A 16,300-nucleotide genomic window follows, 5' to 3' on the forward strand; every position below is an offset into this window, starting at 1 on the left:
ATGCAGGCCGGGAAGCTCGATCGCATCATCACCATCGAACGGCAGACGAAGACCGTGACGCCTTCCGGTGGCACCGTAACCGCCTGGACGATCATTGCCACGCCGCGCGCTGAGATCGTGAAGCAGTCGGCGAGCGAGTTCCTGACTGGCTTCGGCGAGGCCGAGAACGGCAGCGCAGTCTTCCGCATCCGCTGGCGCGCCGACATCACGACCGCAGACCGCATCGTTCATGACGGCGTCGCCCACGACATCAAGGAGATCGCCGAGATCGGGCGCCGTCGCGGCCTCAAGCTGCGCGCGGTGGCTACGTCGTGACGCATCTTCGCGGCGTGAAGCCGGCCCTCTCCCCCGATCGCGAGCCCCTGACGAAGTCCCCGGCAGCGCCGAAGTGGATGACGGCAGAGGCGCGCGCAGAGTGGAAGCGGATCATGCCGCGCCTCATTGCCGGCCGCATCATCACGCGAGCCGACCTCACCGGCGTTGAGAACTACTGCGTTGCGACGGGCCGCGTTCGCGAGATCGAGGCCATCTTCGCTGCGTCCGGCACGCTCGATAAGACGCTTTTCGGCATGCAGAACCGGGCCATGCAGACCGCCCGGCAGCTCGCGGCCGAATATGGCCTGTCACCGGTGTCGCGTGCCCGCGTCGGCAGCGGTGCGACCGATGACGATGACGACGACAACCCGCTGGCGGTGCGCTGATGGCGAGCACCTATCCGGCATGGATTTTTGACGGCAGCCCGATCGACGACCCGTTCGGCTATGGCGAGCGCGCCGTGCGCTTCCTGCGCGCCCTGAAGCATCCCAGCAGCACCGCGCCGAAGAACGCTTTCCAGCTTCACGACTGGCAAGAGCGGATCGTGCGCCGGATTTACGGCCCGCGTCATGCTGACGGCCGGCGTATCGTAGAAACCGTCTTTTGGATGATTCCCCGCGGCAACCGGAAGACCAGCCTCGCCGCAGCGTTGGCCCTGCTTCACACCATCGGGCCGGAAGCTGTTCCGGCCGGGCAAGTCATCTTCGCGGCGTCCGATCGCGAACAGGCCGGGCTCGGCTTCAAGGAAGCGGCCAACATCGTCCGCATGGACAAGCGCGTTGTCGCAGCGACGCGCATCTATGACGCCCACAACAGCGCGAAAAAGATCGTCTATCCGAAGTTGGGCGCCGAGCTTCAGGCGATCTCCAGCGACGGCGCTGCCCAGCATGGCAAGACGCCGTCATTCGTGCTGGTAGACGAGATCCATGTCTGGAAAGGCCGCGACCTATGGGAAGCGCTCAAGTCCGGGATGGTCAAGACGAGCGGCACACTCATGGTCATCGCGACCACGGCCGGGCGCGGTGCCGAGAACATCGGCTTCGAACAGTATGACTACGCCCGGCGCGTTGCGTGCGGCGAGATCGATAATCGGGCCTATCTGCCGATCATTTTTGAGGCCGATCCGGCTGCCGATTGGCAGGACGAAGCCGATTGGCATCGCGTCAATCCCGGCCTGAAGCACGGCTTCCCGAATCTCAACGCCCTGCGCACGGCCGCGAAGGAAGCTGAGCACCGGCCCGCCGACCGCTACGCCTTCAAGCAGTTTAACCTCAATGTGTGGATGGCGCACTCGCGCGACCCTCTGTTCGACATGGGCGTCTATGACGAAGGCCAGGACGATCTCGACCTTGCCGACCTCGCCGATCTGCCGTGCTTCATAGGCGTCGATATGTCGGTGAACGGCGATCTCACGGCCGTCGTCGCCGCGTGGCGTCACGGCGACGGCCGCATCAGTGTGCATCCGTGGTTCTTCATTCCCGGAAACGACCTGAAGGGCCGCTCAGAGCGCGACCGCGTGCCCTATGAGCAGTGGCGCGATGACGGCCATGTCATCGCCGTTCCCGGCCCGGTCATCGATCCGGAGACGGTCGAAGCCCATATCCGCGAGCTGTGTGCGGCGAACGACAACGTGCAGGAGATCGCCTTCGATCCGCACCTTGCCCGCATGACCATGCAGCGCCTTCACGACGACGGCTTGCCGGCAATCGAGATGCGGCAGGGGCCGCTCACGATGGGGCCGGCGATCGGCACGCTTGAGCGCATCGTCAACGGCCGGATGCTTCGCCACGGCGGGCACCCCGTCCTGCGTCATCACTTCGATAGCGTCGTCGCCAGCCGCAACGACACCGGCCTTGTCCGCATGCACAAGGGCAAGAATACCGATCGCATTGACGGCGCCGTCGCCGCTGCGATGGCCGTGGCCCGCGCCGCCATGAACGACAACCGGCGCAGCTTCCTCGACATGGACCCCGACGAACTGGACCGGCTCTGGTCCGAAGCAGCATAGGAACTAAGATCAATGGCCGGTGAGGCAGAACAGCTTGTCGTAAGCCTTGAAGCGCGCATCCGCGAATTTGAACGCAATTTCCAGCGCGCGAACCGCACGGCGAACGACAACTTCCGCAGCATCGAGCGGCGTGCCCGCACGGCCGGGAAGAACCTCGAAAGCGCGATGGCGACCAGCAGCAACGCCATGACGCGCAGCTTGGACGGTTTCGGCAGGGCTGCCGCTGGCAAGGTCGGCGCGGCCTTTGCCGCGATCACGGCCGGCGCCGGCTTAAACGAGCTCCGCAAAACGGCCGACGAATACACCAAGATCATGAACACGCTAAAGGTGGCCGGCGTGAAGGACGCCGATCTCGGCAGCACCTTCGATAAGCTCTTCGCCAGCGCCCAGCGCAACTATGCGCCGCTGGACGCGCTCGCGACCCTCTACGGCCGCGTCTCAGCTGCCCAGACCACGCTGAAGGCTTCCTCGCAGGAAGTCATGCAGATGACGGACATCGTCGCACAGTCGCTTCGCGTCGGCGGCACGTCGGCATCAGCGGCGTCTGGCGCCCTGCTTCAACTCGGCCAGGCACTCGCGGGCGGCAAGGTGCAGGCAGAGGAATACAACAGCCTGCTCGACGGCATGCGCCCGCTCTTGGAAGCGGCAGCGGCCGGCATGGTGGAAGCCGGTGGCGACGTTGCCAAGCTAACCTCGCTTGTGAAGGATGGGCAGGTTTCGAGCGAAGCGTTCTTCCGCGCAATTCAGGCCGGCGCCGCGATCCTTGAAGAAAAGCTGGCCGGTGCCGCGATCACGACGGAACAGGCATGGCAGAGCTTGCAGAACGAGCTGGTCAAGGCCGTTGGCGAGTTCGACAAGGCGACCGGCGCCAGCGCTGCGCTCGCTGGCGCCATCGACGGTCTTGCGGGTAGCATCGGCGGGATTGGCCGTGCAGCAACCGGCGCCGTTGTCGGGGTGCAATCGCTCATCAAAGCAGTCGGTGATCTGGCACAGGCCCATGCCGGCGCGCAGCGCGCGCAGGCTCTCACCTATCAGAACGAGCGCGCTGATCGTGTCGCCGCAGCGCGCGAGATGGGGCTGGCGAACGCCGGTGGCCGGGACAAGCTCGCGCCGGAGCGCGCAGCCGCCGATAGCGCAGCGACGCAGCGCAGCCGTCAGGCCGTGTCTAGCTTCCGGGCATCTGAGATCGATTACGCCAATCGCCTTCGCGAAGCGCCGCTGCCGCCCGCGCGTCCTAAGGGGGCCGGAAGCGCGATCAAGCCCATCAGCCTCGCCGACTACGCCGTCCCCGATAACGAAGGTAAGGGCGGCGGTGGCGGTGGTGGTTCGGGCGCTGAGAAACAGGGCCGTTATGATCGCGACCTTGAGGCAATCCAGCGTCGCACCGAAGCCCTGCGCCTTGAAGCCGAGATGGTCGGCAAGAGCAAGCGGGAGGTTGAGCAGTCCAAGATCGCCCTTCAGCTGGAGCAGGCAGCGAAGCGCGACGGCATCACGATTACGGACCAGATGCGAACGGCGATCGACGCAGCCGCGCAGGGTTACGCCAACGCGAAGCTCAGGGTCGAAGACCTGAAGAACGCCATGGAAGGCACCCGGGACGCGGCGAAGTTCTTCGGCCAGGAGATCACCGACGGCCTTGTCGATATGGTGGTTGAGGGTAAATCCGCGACCGAGGTTATCCAGTCGCTCGGCAAGGCGATGCTGAAGGCCGCGCTTCAGGGTGCGCTTATGGGCTCCGGCCCGTTCGGCAAGCTCTTCGGCGGCGGCATCTTCGGCTCGCTCTTTGGCGGGCTCGGCTTCGCGGACGGTGGCTACACCGGGCACGGTGGCAAGTATGAGCCGGCCGGTATCGTCCATAGGGGCGAGTATGTGATGTCCAAGGCCGCGACGAACCGGATCGGCGTCGGCAATCTCGAATCCCTGCACCGGGGCGCCCTGAAGGGCTTCGCTGCCGGAGGCTATGTCGGCGACGCGCCCGCAATCCGCAGGCCGGACGTTGCCAGCGCCAACGCCGCACCGATGCAGACCATCAGTATCAACGCACCCGTGACGGTGAACGCAAGCGGTGGGACGCCGGAAGACAATGCAGATTTGGCTGCCAAGATGGCTCGCGAAATGGAAATTTCGCTGCGGTCGGTGGTCGCGGACGAGGTTCGGCGCATGAGCAGGCCCGGCGCGTTTCTACAGACCCGTTCGCGATAGCCCCGCCCTGACTCTGGGAAGACCCAGGGCGGCCATCGCCGGTGTGGCCGGCACTGTGACGCGGTCGAAATCTGCCGGCCGCTGGTGACTCTCCAAACCGTTCGGGCCGGAACGGTCCCCGCTCGCCTTGAGATCGGGCTTCCGGGGACAGGGAGCGAAGCGACCGTCCCCGGAGCCCTCTCTGTCCCGACATGGGATGCCCGACGCCTTCGGCTACCGGAGGAGCATTCCCTGAAACTCTCTCCGGGCGCGTGAGAAAACCGTCGCGGGAGCGTAGCGACCGCGCCGGGGAGCGCGAGGGGCGGAGCCCCTCGTAATGCTGCAAACACAGTCCGCTCTCTGCGAGGCCTTTTTCCGACGTTTATCTGTATTTGATTATGTGTATCTAGTTATTGATATACCTATATGGGAAATCGGCCTCGCAGAACGCAGAACACACAGCTTGCTTTCATCTAGTTAACATGTTATAAACTTAACCAGTTGAAACAGGAGCCCAGATGCCTAACCCGTTCTCGCCGTCCGCGAACGCCGTTCGCCTTGATCCTCGCCGGGTCGCCCAGTTGAAGGCCATCGCCGAGGCCGTTGGCACGACCTCGGCCGGCGTCATCGCGCAGTGGATTCGCTCTTGCACCGATCAGGGCATCATCGCCCCCGATATTCCCGGCATTGTCATCGACAAGGTTCCGGCAGGCGTGACCATCGCCATCGACGGCGCGACCCCGGTGACGCTCGACCCGGATATGACCGGCAAGGTGGTCGGCGCCCTGCGCCGCGCTATCAAGACCGGCGCGGGCACGATCGAACCGTTTGAGGCTGTCCCCTATGGCGTCGTGAAGAAGGGGCCGGGTATTCGCCTCATGCTGCCCTTCCATGGCACCGGCGCGCAGAAGTTCGACAACTCGCCTTCGTTCCCGGTGGATCTGGCCGAAGACCTGGCCGACTTGATCGAGAAAGCCGCAGCTTAAGAGAAAAGGCTCGAACGCGGGAACGTTCGAGCCTCATATTCTCTAGATCCAATCAACACGACCACCAAAGCGATATGTAATTGTATGGCTGACAACAATAATATGCAACCTCCCGGCTGCGCTAAACTTCCTTTCCGGGCCGCGATCGAAGCTTGGCAGAACAAATTTGCTGTTGAACGCAACGCGAGGTTTGAGCCGATGCGCGAGGAACAGCGGCTCGCTTATGTCGAATTGATCCGAACTACTGAAGGCCGTGACGTTCGCGGTTACGAGCGGAACATGACGCCTGCGCGCCGCAAGGAAAAGAAGGCGGCGAAGTCGAAAGACGAGCGCGCGCGTCGCACCCCTGAGAAGATCGAGGCCGACAAGATTGCCGCGCGGGAGCGCGCTGCCGCGAGCTACCAGCGGAAGAAGGATAGGGAGGCGCAGGCCGAGGCCAGCGCGCCGGCGCCGCGCATGCAGGATGATCCGAACTTCGGCAAGTTCTGATCGCGCTCACGACGTTCTGCACCGTCTCCGGTGTCCCGCTATAACGAACATGCCAGCCCCAGTTAGAAGCGGCAGGCTGGCGCGGCGCCTCGCGGACCTTCAGAGTAAGCGCACCGCGAGGCGCCAAATAGAAGCCCCTCGCGGACTAGTCACCCGCGAGGGCTTTTGCTTCAGCGGGAAGTAAATAAGAGCTTACTTACTTTAAATTGTAGCGCTGCGCGTAAAACAACTCTTGCGCGATTTAGTTCCTGCGTGCGATTCTCTGCTTCGCCTCATCCCGACGCAGCAGAGAACCCACGATGTCCCCGATCAACATCCCCGCCTACATCCCCACTAACATTTACCGCGCGATGGTCGACCAGCTCATGGTCGCCCCTGCCGCACCCGGCCATGACCTCCGCACCCGCCTTGTCGAAATATTGGGCGCGGCCGGTGTCTGGCCGATCTCCTGCTTAGAGGATCGCCTGGACGAACGGCGTCGGCGCCTTGAGCGCGAGAAAAAGGACAACGGCGAAAAATAGGGGTTGATTGTTAAGGTGCAGCGATTTAGGTAACGGCATCGCGTTACCGAGATTCAGGCAGATGGCACTTTCACCCGCAGAGAAACAGAAGCGCTACCGCGACCGCAAGCGCGCCGCGACCAAAGGTCCTGGCGATGCCAGCGTGGCCGCGCAGGCCGTCCCGTTCTTCCAGTTCTATGTCGAGGACGGGAATACGGATGGCGTGGTCATTCCGCTGCGGCTTGCCGGCATCAAGCCGCCCGAGTTTCTGAACGACCAGCCGGCGCAGTTTCCGCACGATCTCGCCGGCGTTGATCTACCGGCGGCCTCGAATTCGATAGCTCGCGCGGAACTGACGATCGAGTGCCTGCTAGATGCCGCCGGCGCGCTGGCCGGCATCGTGCACCGATACAAGCAATCCGAGATCAAAGCCCGGATCGCTGAAATCGAACAAGCCGACCTGTCGGACCCGATCGCCAAGAAGCAGGCGCTCGCAGACATCGTGCGGCTTCAGAAGATGCTGGACCAGCTATCGAAGCAGGTTCGGTGGACCTTCCCGCAATGGAAGGTGGCGGGCGATTGAGCCCCAAGCAGCGACCGGCCCGACTCCGCTACCACACTTCGTCAGGCCGGCCATCCGTGACCATCGCAAGCAAAGGACAAGCGATGACCAGCAACCTTACCACGCATACCAGCGAAGCGAAAACGGCTTCGCTGGACAAGACCATCACGCGCATGGGACGGAAGGAGTTCAATTCCTTCCTCTATGACCTTTATGGGTGCTCTGGCCGGAACGATGTAACCGCCGACGCGTGCTATACGTCGGAAGACTTTTACATCGAAGTGTTCAGCCACTCGCCGGCCGGATTGATAATCGCTGCGCATCACGGCTTCGTCGGAATTGACCATCAGCTTGTAGATCTGATGCGTCCGGATACCGACTCGCGTTCCGGCTCCCCCGGTGAGGTCGCAGTGACTTTCGAGAGTGAGGCCGCGTGATGAGCATCGTAAAGGACTATGGCCCGCTGATCGAGACGGGCGCTATCGAGGGCGGCGGCAACTACGAGGTTCGCGGCGACAGCCATCCGATGGTCTATGTCTATCTGAGGATCGGCAAGGGCTACGTCGAAAAGGCGACCCATCAGGGCGAATTGTCCGGCGCAGTGGTGGCGGCCATGCTTGCAAGCGAGATCAGGAGGGCAGCCAAGTGACGGCGCTCAATCCCGCCCTTCGCACCCTGATAGCAGCAGCGGCCGCAAGGTATCAGCCGCCCGACAACTACGTTGACGGCCCGAACCCCGTTGAGCTGCCGGCTTCGCTGCTTGCTTCAGAACTGATCGAGTTCGCCCTTGACCGGGCAACGAAGGCCGATCTGTTAGGCATCATCAGGACGACGCTCGCCCTCGAAGCGCAGTAGCGCCGAAGCCCAGGACGATCAACGACATGAGGCCCGCCGGTGCAGATCTGCGGGCCTTCACAATGGATCAGCCCGGATACTTGAATTCAGCGAAATAAATGAAAGCAAATCCCAATCCGGCGACCAATACAACGGTAACGTAGGCAGGCCACATTCGCTGCATGCCACTATACCTGGCTTGTCGATATGAGAAAAATGACATTGCCGCCGTTATTAATAAAATAATACCACTAAATACTAGTGAAGCTGTATGATATCTTTCTGTTTTGTTTGTTAAAGAAATTTGCGGGCCGAAATTTCCCGAGACTACAAATTGCTTTGGTGAGCCAGTGTGAAGAACTGAGACCTTGAATCCCATCCCGGGGTCGAAAACTTTCCAATCGAAATATATATCTTTATCTATGGATAGCTTGATATTGTTGTCAATCGGACGCGCCTGACTCGAAATTACCGTATGCAATACAGATATATTTTCACTAGGCGCTATTGTCAATTTTCTCCGCACATCTTCTAGTTTTAAAGATACATTTCCTGCATTCCAAAAACTGAAAACGGTTTCACTCACCTTATCCAAGATCATTTTCTTGTCAGTATCATTTAACATGCTTACCGGCATGTCGCCGCGTTCAAATACAAGCCTCGTGCTTGAATCGTAGGCCAATACGCCAAACGGCTTCGTATCAATCCAAAAATATATGGATAGGGCAATACTTACGGCCCAGCCCAGCCACTGCATCGCTTCTTTCATGCACAGTGCCTCTTACTCGACAGATTCGACCGGGCTGCGGGGGCTCATTCAATCCCCCCCTCACCATAGCGGCGCTCAAAGTCTCCGCCATCCTTTTCCCTGTTCAAGATGCGCATCATCAACCCAAGCGAGTGGTTGAGCGGGTCCAGTCCAAGATAGACAGCGCTGCCGATCGGCACTTCGGCGGCCCAGCCGCGCACCTTCCATTCGAAGGCCCTTACCTCGCGCTGCATTTCGTCGACCTTGCCGAGTGACAAAGAGCGCTTCGATCGCTGGACCATCACACATCCTCCCCGGCGTCACCTAGGCGCCGGGCGCCCTCGGAGAACACACCGCGCAGGAAGCCCCGCGAGACGGCCTTGTCGGCGTCCGCCAACAGCACATGGAAGTCATGCAGGAGCGCCCGGAGCGCCTGTCGTTCGCTGCCGTGCTCTTCGACTAGCTCGATCAGCTCCCACTCGTCGAACCCTGATCGTTATCGATTTCGGCTGGCTTGGCTGACATGACCTCTGTCCTCGTTATGAGAACGAAATAGGAACACAAACAGTGGGAGAGTCAAGGCGAACGCGCGCCCGCTCCCAGCGCATTTACCGCAAAAACTACCCATCACACTACCGCAATGTCTATTGTAAAATATTGATTTATAATAGCTATTCTGAATTCAATCCTCTCTCGCAGCACCAGCCTCGCTCATCCTCCTCGATATCGCCGGATTTGCGCGCGTTCCTGCCTCTGGAGCCCGCGCCGGGGTGCCTGGTGCTGTCCCGGCTCGTCGTCTCGCCTGCCGGAGGAGTTGTCCCGTGCCGATGCCGATGGAGTATCAACGCGCTTCCGAGGAGTTCGAGCGGTTTCTCGGCCTCGCGCGGGAGCGGGCCGGGCTGTCCACCCGCAACCAGACCTATACGATGGTGCAGGCGGTGCTGCAGGTCTTCCGGCGCCGGCTCGACATGCGCCAGGCCATCGCCTTCGCCGCCGTGCTGCCGCCCGTGCTGCGGGCGATCTTCGTCGCCGATTGGGATCTCGACGCGCCGGCGCTGCCCTTCGGCGCCCGCGCGGCGATGACGAGGGAGGTGCAGTCCTTAAGGCGCGACCATAATTTCGCGCCCGACACCGCCATCGCCGATGTCGCCTTCGCCCTGTGGCAGGTGGTCGACCGGGCGGCGCTGCAGGCCTGCCTGTCGGCCCTGCCCGCCGAGGCGGCCTCGTTCTGGAATGAGGCGGGCTGACCGGCCGCGCGCCGGCGAGCCACCGCCGGGTGGCCGGCGACGCTGTGCCGCCGGGCCCAGAAACCTCCGCATCGTCGCGAAAAGGCGCGCGACTGTCGCGCGGTCGCGCGCGGCCCTATGATCGGCCGCGGCCCGACCGGGTCGAGGGGATCAAACCACCTTGCTGCATCATGATCTGCAATCGCTCCGGCTCTTCGTCGCGCTGTGCGAGCTGCGCAGCCTGAGCCGCGCCTCGGACAGGATGAACATCGCGATCTCGGCGGCGAGCCGCAGGCTCGCTCTGCTGGAGCAGGAGGTGGGGGCGCAGCTGATGAAGCGGCTGCCGCATGGGGTGGAGCCGACCCATGCCGGTGTGACCACGCTGCGCTATGCGCAATCGGTGCTGCGCCTCGCCGACCAGCTGGTGTCCAATATGGACGAGCACCGCTCCGGGGTGCGCGGCCGCGTCCGCGTCTTCGCCTCGAGCTCGGCCCTGGTGCAGAGGCTGGCGCAGGATCTCGCGTCCTTCATGCGCGACAACCCGCAGATCAAGGTCGATCTGGAGGAGCGGCCGACGGCCGAGACCATGGAGGCGCTGACCCGCGGCCAGGCCGATCTCGGCGTGATCGTGCGCGGCATCGTCACCCATGGGCTGACCACCCTGCCCTATTCGCAGGACCGGCTGGCCGTGGCAGTGTTTCCGGAACACAGGCTGTTCGAACGCGCCTCGGTGCGCTTCGGCGAGATTTTGGACGAGGAATTCGTCGCGCTGGATGCCGGGACCGCGATCCATCGGCTGCTGGTCGAGAAGGCGCGCGAGCAGGCGGCGGTGATGCGGCTGCGCGTCCAGGTCCGCAGCTTCGAGGTGATGTGCCAGATGGTCGGCCAGGGGCTCGGCATCGGCGTGCTGCCCGAGGCGGCGCTACGGCCGCTGGCCGAGGCGCTCGGTCTGCGCCTGATCCGCCTCGACGAAAGCTGGGCGCGGCGCCATATCGACATCTGCGTGCCGCAGGCCGGAGAGCAGGATCCGCCCACCGCCCGCCTGCTCGCCGCGCTGCAGGACAACGCCACGACGATTTCTGATTAGTCGAAATCAGAATTGTCGGATTTCTCATTCCGCAAAGGCGGTTTCTGTCACAGTCTCCTTGCAGGAGGGCTTCACCAGCCATGCTCGTTGCCGCGCTCGACGCCCAGGCTGCCACGACCCGCTTCGGCGAGGCGGCGAAGCGTCTGCGGCTTCTGGTCGAGGCGGAGGCGGCGGCGCCCGCGCAGGGCGTGCTGGCGGGGCTGAGCTATCTGGCGAAGGATCTGTTCGCGACACCCGGCCGTGCGCCGACATTGGGGCTGGCGCAGGCGAACTCGCCGCCGTCGCAGATGAAGGCCGCTTTGCTCGCCGCGCTGGACGGGGCCGGCGCGCAACGTCTCGGCTTCTGCGAGATGACCGCGCTGGCCTGCGAACCCTCGGGCGGCAACCCTTTGCGGCAGAGGCCGCTCAACCCCTGGGATCCGTCCCGGATCTGCGGAGGGTCCTCCTCCGGTTCCGCTGTCGCGGTGGCGGCAGGGCTGGTCGATTTCGCCATCGGCTCGGATACTGCCGGCTCGCTGCGCATCCCGGCGCATTGCTGCGGCGTCACCGCCTGGAAGCCGAGCTTCGGCCTGCTGCCGGTCGAGGGCGCGATGGCGCTCGCTCCCTCGCTGGACGTGCTGGGGTTCCTGGCGCGCGATGCCGAGACGCTGGTGAGGCTGGCGCGCTGCCTGCTGCCGCAGCCGGCGCCCGCCCCGCTGCGCCGGATCGCCCATGCCGCGGATGTGAGCGCCGCCGCGGCCACTTCCATCGCCGCCGCCTGCAGCGGATTGGCGGGGCAGCTGAAGGCGAGCGGGCTGCAGCTGGAAGAGGAGCCGCTCGGCGCGCTGCTGCAGGCCTGTGACAGGCTGGTGCTCGACGTACTGCAGGGCGAGATGGCGGCCGAGCATGGCTGGCGGATCGGCAGCGGAACGCTCGACCCGACGCTCGAGACGCGGCTGCGCAAGGGCCTGTCGATGCCGCAGGAGCGGCTCGCCGAGGCGCGAGAGCGCCTGCAGGCGATCGCGCGGGCGCTGACCCTGTTCCGCCATCACGACGCCGTCCTGCTGCCGGTGATGCCGATCGAGACGCCCGATATCGCCAGCTGCGACCCGGAGTCCCCGGGCTTCGCCCCGCGCTCGCTCTATGCGCTCTCGTCCTTCACCCGCTTCGTCAACGGGCTCGGGCTGCCTGCCGTCGCCCTGCCCTGCGGTTTCGATGGCCATGGCCTGCCGATCGGCGCACAATTGGTCGGGCCGCGCGGCAGCGATCTCGCTCTGCTCACCCTGGCGGCACGGATACAGGGTGAAACCGCCTGGCATGGCCGCGAACCCTCGGCACTCGCTGGACTTCTGGAGGCCGCATGATCCATCCCGGCGCATCATCCGCCAAGGCGCTGTCGCATCTGCGCGTGCTCGATCTGACGCGTGTGCGGGCGGGGCCGACCTGCTGCCGCGTGCTGGCCGATTTCGGCGCGGACGTCATCAAGATCGAGGCGCCGGACGGGGTCGATCCGAATGAGGGCATGTCGGGCGCGCGCGACGGCTACGACATGCTCAACCTGCACCGCAACAAGCGCTCGATGACGCTCAACTTGAAGACGCCGCAGGGTCTGGCGGTGTTCATGCGCATGGTCGAGACGGCCGATATCGTCGTCGAGAACTACCGGCCGGACGTGAAGGAGCGGCTCGGCATCGCCTATGAGGATTTGCGGGCCGTCAATGCGCGGATCATCCTGGCGTCGGTGTCGGGTTTCGGGCAGGACGGGCCCTATCGCGAGCGCGCCGGCTTCGACCAGATCGCCCAGGGGATGGGCGGGCTGATGTGGATCACCGGGCTGCCGGGCCAGGGACCGGTCCGGGCCGGGGCCGCCGTGGCCGATTCGACGGCCGGGCTCTATGCGGTCACCGGCATCCTCGTGGCGCTGGCCGAGCGCGAGCGCTCCGGCGAGGGGCAATGGGTCCATACCTCGCTGCTCGAGGCGCAGATCGCGCTCTGCGATTTCCAGGCGGCGCGCTACCTCGTCGACGGCGTCGCCCCCGCCCAGGCCGGCAACGACCATCCCTATGCGACGCCGATGGGCGTGCTCGCCACGGCCGATGGCTACATCAATATCGGCGTCGGCGGCGAGGGCCAGTGGCAGGCGCTGTGCCGGGTTCTGGACCGGCCCGACCTCGCCAACCATCCGGATTACGCGAAAATGCCCGACAGGCTGCGCAACCGGCCGGCCTTGATGGGGCTGCTCACGCAGATCTTCTCCGCCGCGACATCCGATGAATGGCTGGAGCGGCTGGCCGCCGCCGGGGTGCCGGCGGGGCCGATCTACAAGATGGACGAGGTCTTCGACGATCCGCAGGTGCGCCATCTCGGCATCGCCCAGCCGGTGCCGCATGGCGCGCGCGGCGAGATCAGGCTGGTGGGCCAGCCGGTCACGCTGTCGCGGACGCCGGCGGTGCTCGAGACCCCACTGCCGGAGAAGGGCGAGCATTCCGAGGCGGTGCTGCGCGAGATCGGCTATTCCGCCGCCGACATCGCCAGGCTGCGCGAAGCGGGGGCGATCTGATGGGCAGCGTCCGCTACAGCAGCGAAAACGGCATCGCCACGCTGGTCATCGACCAGCCGGACAGGCTCAACGCCATGACCTACGAGATGTGGGCGAGCCTGGAAGGGCTGGTGGCGCGTGCGGAGGCCGATGCGTCGGTCCGCGCCATCCTCGTCACGGGCGAAGGCGGGCGCGCCTTCTGCGCCGGGGCCGATATTTCGCAATTCGGATCGCAGCGCGACGGTGAGGACGCGACCCGCGCCTATGACCAGGCCTATCTCAGCGGCTGCGCCGCCATCGCCAAGGCGAGCAAGCCGAGCGTCGCGGTGATCCGCGGCGTCTGCTTCGGCGGCGGCTTCGGCCTGGCGATGAGCTGCGATCTGCGGCTCGCCCGCAGCGACGCCCGCTTCTGCGTCCCGGCCGCCAGGCTCGGGCTGGGCTATGCCTATGAGGGCGTACGCGCGCTGTTCGGCAAGCTCGGCGCCGGCCCGGTCGCCGATCTGCTGCTGAGCGCCCGGATCATCGCAGGCGAGGAGGCGCTGCGGCTCGGCATCGTCAACGCGCTGTGGGGCGCCGACAGTTTCGAGCAGGAGGCGCAGGCCTATCTCGGGCGGATCGCGGCCAATGCGCCGCTGACCCTGCGCGCCGTCAAGCAGACGCTGAACGCGCTCCTCGCCGGCGAGCAGGAGAGAGACATCGACGCGGCGGACCGGGCGATCGCCGCCTGTTTCACCAGCGCCGATTACAAGGAAGGCCAGCGAGCCTTCCGGGAAAAGCGGGAACCCGCATTCATCGGGGAATAGGCCCGAAGGGGCCAAGATCGTGCAGAAAGCGGGTTTGCCCGCGACAGTGGAGGTTGAGACCATGAAGCGCCGGACATTCTGTGGCGGCCTTGCCGCGCTGACATTCGCCTTCGCCGCTCCGGCGCAGGCGCAGACGCCCCTCTCCCCGCCGGTCCAGCTCACCGTCGGCTATCAGAAGGTCGGCCATCTCGCGCCGATCACGCTGATCGAGGAGGAGCTGAAGAAGCAGGGCGTCGAGATCAAGCTGGTCGAATTCGCCCGCTATGCCGATGCGCGCACCGCCCTGCTCGCGGGTTCGCTCGACGTCGCCTCGGTCGGCCCCGCCGACCTCGCCATCGCGCTGGCCAACGGCTCGACCGGGATGGTCGGCATTATGGGCGTCGGGGCTTCGCCGAAATACGTCATCGGCCGCAAGGGCGTGAAGCTCGACAGCTGGGACGACATCAAGGGCAAGAAGATCGCGATCGCGCCGGGCTCGGCCGTCTGGTTCCAATATGCGGCGACGCTGATCGAGAAGGGCATCCCCTACAACGCCTTCAACGCCATCAACATCCAGGGCGGCGGCGCCAATTTCAACCAGGCGCTGGAGAAGGGCGAGGTCGACGCCATCGTGACCTGGGAGCCGTTCGAATCGATCCCGGTGATGAAGGGCTATGGCTTCTTCGCCAAGAATCTCGACTATTCCGCCTCCAAGGCGGTCGGCGCCGAGCTCGGCATGCTCGCCGCGTCGAAAGCCGCCGTCGACGGCAAGCGCGAGGCGGTGCAGCGCGTCGTCACCGCCTATGTCAGGAAGATGAAGGAGCTCGAGAGCTCGCCCGCCGCCTTCGGCACGGCGATCGCAAAGCTGACCGGGCTGGAGGAGGCCGTCTCGGCCGAGATCGCCAAGGTGATCAAGCTCGGGCCGGTGATCACCGTCGATCAGATCAAGCGCCAGGCCAAGGCCTTCAACGAGCTCGGCGTGATCCCCAAGGACGTCTCCGGCGATATCGAGAAATATTGGGATGCGAGCTTCCTGGAGCAGGCGGCCAAGAGCTGAGCGGCCAAAGAGCTGAGGCGGACAAGAGCTGAGCCGAGGCGGCCCGGCCGCCGCGAGAGACTCCGACTGAAGGCGGCAGCCCGGCACCGATCGCCCCGGCTGCCGCCCCCTTCTCCTCGAGGTCGAGACTGGAACATCCGATGACCGCCACGGCCGAAACCTCTCCCCCGCCCTCCGCTTCCGGCGAGAGCCTGCGCTATCTCGGCGCGCGGCTGCGGCAATACGGCGCCGCGATCCTGCTGCCGCTGACGCTGGTCGTCCTGTGGCAGCTCGCCGGCAAGGACGGCTCGCTCGCCGGCGGCGCGCTGCCGACGCCGGACCGGGTCTGGGCGGCGTGGAAGATCTGGGCCTTCGGCACGCCGAGCGGCATGAGCCTCTCGCCCTATGTCGGCACCTGGGCCGAGAGCGTGCTGTTCTCGGCCCAGCGCGTGGCGAAGGGCTTCGCGCTGGCGATCCTGGTCGGCGTGCCGCTCGGCATCCTGATCGGCTGGTCGAAGCTGGCGCAGGCCATGGTCGACCCGACGATCCAGTGGCTGCGGCCGGTCCCGATCACCGCCTGGCTGCCGATCTCGATCGCGATCTTCGGCATCGCCGATTTCGGCGCGGTCTTCCTGATCACCATCGGCGCCTTCTATCCGATCGTGATCAACACCACCCAGGGCGCCCGTGACGTCGAGAAGAACTGGATCCGCGCCGCGCTGATGATGGGCGCCGGGCGGCTGGACATCCTGCGCCGCATCGTCCTGCCCGCCGCCCTGCCCTCGATCTTCACCGGGCTGCGCATCGGGCTCGGCATCGGCTGGACGGCGGTGATCGTCTCGGAGATGGTCGCGGTGAAATCCGGCCTCGGTTACGTGCTGTGGGATGCCTATTACGTCGGCCGCATGGATATCGTCATCGCCGACATGGTCTCGATCGGCCTCGTCGGCTTCCTCTCGGACTGGCTGATCGTCAGGCTCGAGATGTGGGTGCTGCGCTGGCGCCGCCTGCAGAACTTCAACGGTTGA

Annotated in this window: 20 protein-coding genes; 18 read left to right on the top strand and 2 right to left on the bottom strand. The window is 64.8% G+C overall.

From position 1 onward, the window contains the following. From ASG72_RS02075 to ASG72_RS02125, 11 genes are all read left to right on the top strand, one after another. Positions 1–315: a phage head closure protein gene (locus tag ASG72_RS02075; protein WP_056708256.1), complete on the top strand. Its 315-nt coding sequence runs from the start codon at positions 1–3 to the stop codon at positions 313–315. Beyond that, complete coding sequence (locus tag ASG72_RS02080; RefSeq protein WP_056708259.1) at positions 312–701, top strand: phage terminase small subunit P27 family; 390 nt, start codon at positions 312–314, stop codon at positions 699–701. Before ASG72_RS02075 ends, ASG72_RS02080 begins: the two co-directional genes overlap by 4 nt. Further along, positions 701–2,323: a terminase TerL endonuclease subunit gene (locus ASG72_RS02085; protein WP_056708262.1), complete on the top strand. Its 1,623-nt coding sequence runs from the start codon at positions 701–703 to the stop codon at positions 2,321–2,323. The genes ASG72_RS02080 and ASG72_RS02085 overlap by 1 nt, the downstream gene beginning before the upstream one ends. A 12-nt stretch (positions 2,324–2,335) precedes the next feature. After that, the gene (locus tag ASG72_RS02090) at positions 2,336–4,525 is read left to right on the top strand and encodes a tape measure protein (RefSeq protein WP_056708264.1); all 2,190 of its coding nucleotides are present in this window, start codon (positions 2,336–2,338) and stop codon (positions 4,523–4,525) included. Positions 4,526–5,022: 497 nt separating this feature from the next. Beyond that, the gene (locus ASG72_RS02095) at positions 5,023–5,490 is read left to right on the top strand and encodes a hypothetical protein (protein ID WP_156395750.1); all 468 of its coding nucleotides are present in this window, start codon (positions 5,023–5,025) and stop codon (positions 5,488–5,490) included. Between the two features lie 84 nt (positions 5,491–5,574). Further along, entirely contained in the window at positions 5,575–5,979 is a 405-nt protein-coding gene (locus ASG72_RS20520) for a hypothetical protein (RefSeq protein ID WP_156395751.1), read from the top strand. 299 nt (positions 5,980–6,278) lie between these two features. Beyond that, positions 6,279–6,500 (top strand): hypothetical protein, encoded by a 222-nt coding sequence (locus ASG72_RS02105; protein WP_056708274.1) that lies wholly within the window; start codon positions 6,279–6,281, stop codon positions 6,498–6,500. Between the two features lie 61 nt (positions 6,501–6,561). Beyond that, complete coding sequence (locus ASG72_RS02110; protein WP_056708277.1) at positions 6,562–7,062, top strand: hypothetical protein; 501 nt, start codon at positions 6,562–6,564, stop codon at positions 7,060–7,062. Positions 7,063–7,145: 83 nt separating this feature from the next. Next, positions 7,146–7,478: a hypothetical protein gene (locus ASG72_RS02115; RefSeq protein WP_056708280.1), complete on the top strand. Its 333-nt coding sequence runs from the start codon at positions 7,146–7,148 to the stop codon at positions 7,476–7,478. Beyond that, positions 7,478–7,690, top strand: coding sequence for a hypothetical protein (locus ASG72_RS02120; RefSeq protein ID WP_056708283.1), 213 nt, complete (start codon positions 7,478–7,480; stop codon positions 7,688–7,690). Before ASG72_RS02115 ends, ASG72_RS02120 begins: the two co-directional genes overlap by 1 nt. Further along, positions 7,687–7,896: a hypothetical protein gene (locus tag ASG72_RS02125; RefSeq protein ID WP_056708284.1), complete on the top strand. Its 210-nt coding sequence runs from the start codon at positions 7,687–7,689 to the stop codon at positions 7,894–7,896. Before ASG72_RS02120 ends, ASG72_RS02125 begins: the two co-directional genes overlap by 4 nt. Positions 7,897–7,963: 67 nt before the next feature. Here the strand turns inward: ASG72_RS02125 and ASG72_RS20525 are convergent, their stop codons facing one another. Beyond that, complete coding sequence (locus tag ASG72_RS20525) at positions 7,964–8,644, bottom strand: hypothetical protein (RefSeq protein ID WP_156395752.1); 681 nt, start codon at positions 8,642–8,644, stop codon at positions 7,964–7,966. A 44-nt stretch (positions 8,645–8,688) separates the two neighbouring features. Beyond that, positions 8,689–8,925 (bottom strand): hypothetical protein, encoded by a 237-nt coding sequence (locus tag ASG72_RS02130; RefSeq protein ID WP_056708289.1) that lies wholly within the window; start codon positions 8,923–8,925, stop codon positions 8,689–8,691. Between the two features lie 525 nt (positions 8,926–9,450). Between ASG72_RS02130 and ASG72_RS02135 the strand changes: the two genes are divergently transcribed. From ASG72_RS02135 to ASG72_RS02165, 7 genes are all read left to right on the top strand, one after another. Then, positions 9,451–9,870 carry a DUF2267 domain-containing protein gene (locus ASG72_RS02135; protein WP_244488706.1) on the top strand — a complete coding sequence of 140 codons (420 nt, stop codon included), beginning with the start codon at positions 9,451–9,453 and terminating at the stop codon, positions 9,868–9,870. 160 nt (positions 9,871–10,030) lie between these two features. Next, entirely contained in the window at positions 10,031–10,936 is a 906-nt protein-coding gene (locus ASG72_RS02140; RefSeq protein WP_056708294.1) for a LysR family transcriptional regulator, read from the top strand. A gap of 80 nt (positions 10,937–11,016) precedes the next feature. Next, on the top strand, positions 11,017–12,279 hold the full coding sequence (locus ASG72_RS02145; protein WP_056708297.1) for an amidase: 1,263 nt from the start codon (positions 11,017–11,019) through the stop codon (positions 12,277–12,279). Continuing rightward, complete coding sequence (locus ASG72_RS02150) at positions 12,276–13,475, top strand: CoA transferase (protein ID WP_056708300.1); 1,200 nt, start codon at positions 12,276–12,278, stop codon at positions 13,473–13,475. Before ASG72_RS02145 ends, ASG72_RS02150 begins: the two co-directional genes overlap by 4 nt. Beyond that, positions 13,475–14,257 carry an enoyl-CoA hydratase gene (locus tag ASG72_RS02155; protein ID WP_056708304.1) on the top strand — a complete coding sequence of 261 codons (783 nt, stop codon included), beginning with the start codon at positions 13,475–13,477 and terminating at the stop codon, positions 14,255–14,257. The genes ASG72_RS02150 and ASG72_RS02155 overlap by 1 nt, the downstream gene beginning before the upstream one ends. A 61-nt stretch (positions 14,258–14,318) precedes the next feature. Next, positions 14,319–15,293: an ABC transporter substrate-binding protein gene (locus ASG72_RS02160; RefSeq protein WP_056708307.1), complete on the top strand. Its 975-nt coding sequence runs from the start codon at positions 14,319–14,321 to the stop codon at positions 15,291–15,293. A 140-nt stretch (positions 15,294–15,433) separates the two neighbouring features. Continuing rightward, positions 15,434–16,300: an ABC transporter permease gene (locus tag ASG72_RS02165; RefSeq protein WP_082540007.1), complete on the top strand. Its 867-nt coding sequence runs from the start codon at positions 15,434–15,436 to the stop codon at positions 16,298–16,300.

It is taken from the genome of Allobosea sp. Leaf344 (genome assembly GCF_001426225.1).
Lineage (GTDB): Bacteria > Pseudomonadota > Alphaproteobacteria > Rhizobiales > Beijerinckiaceae > Allobosea.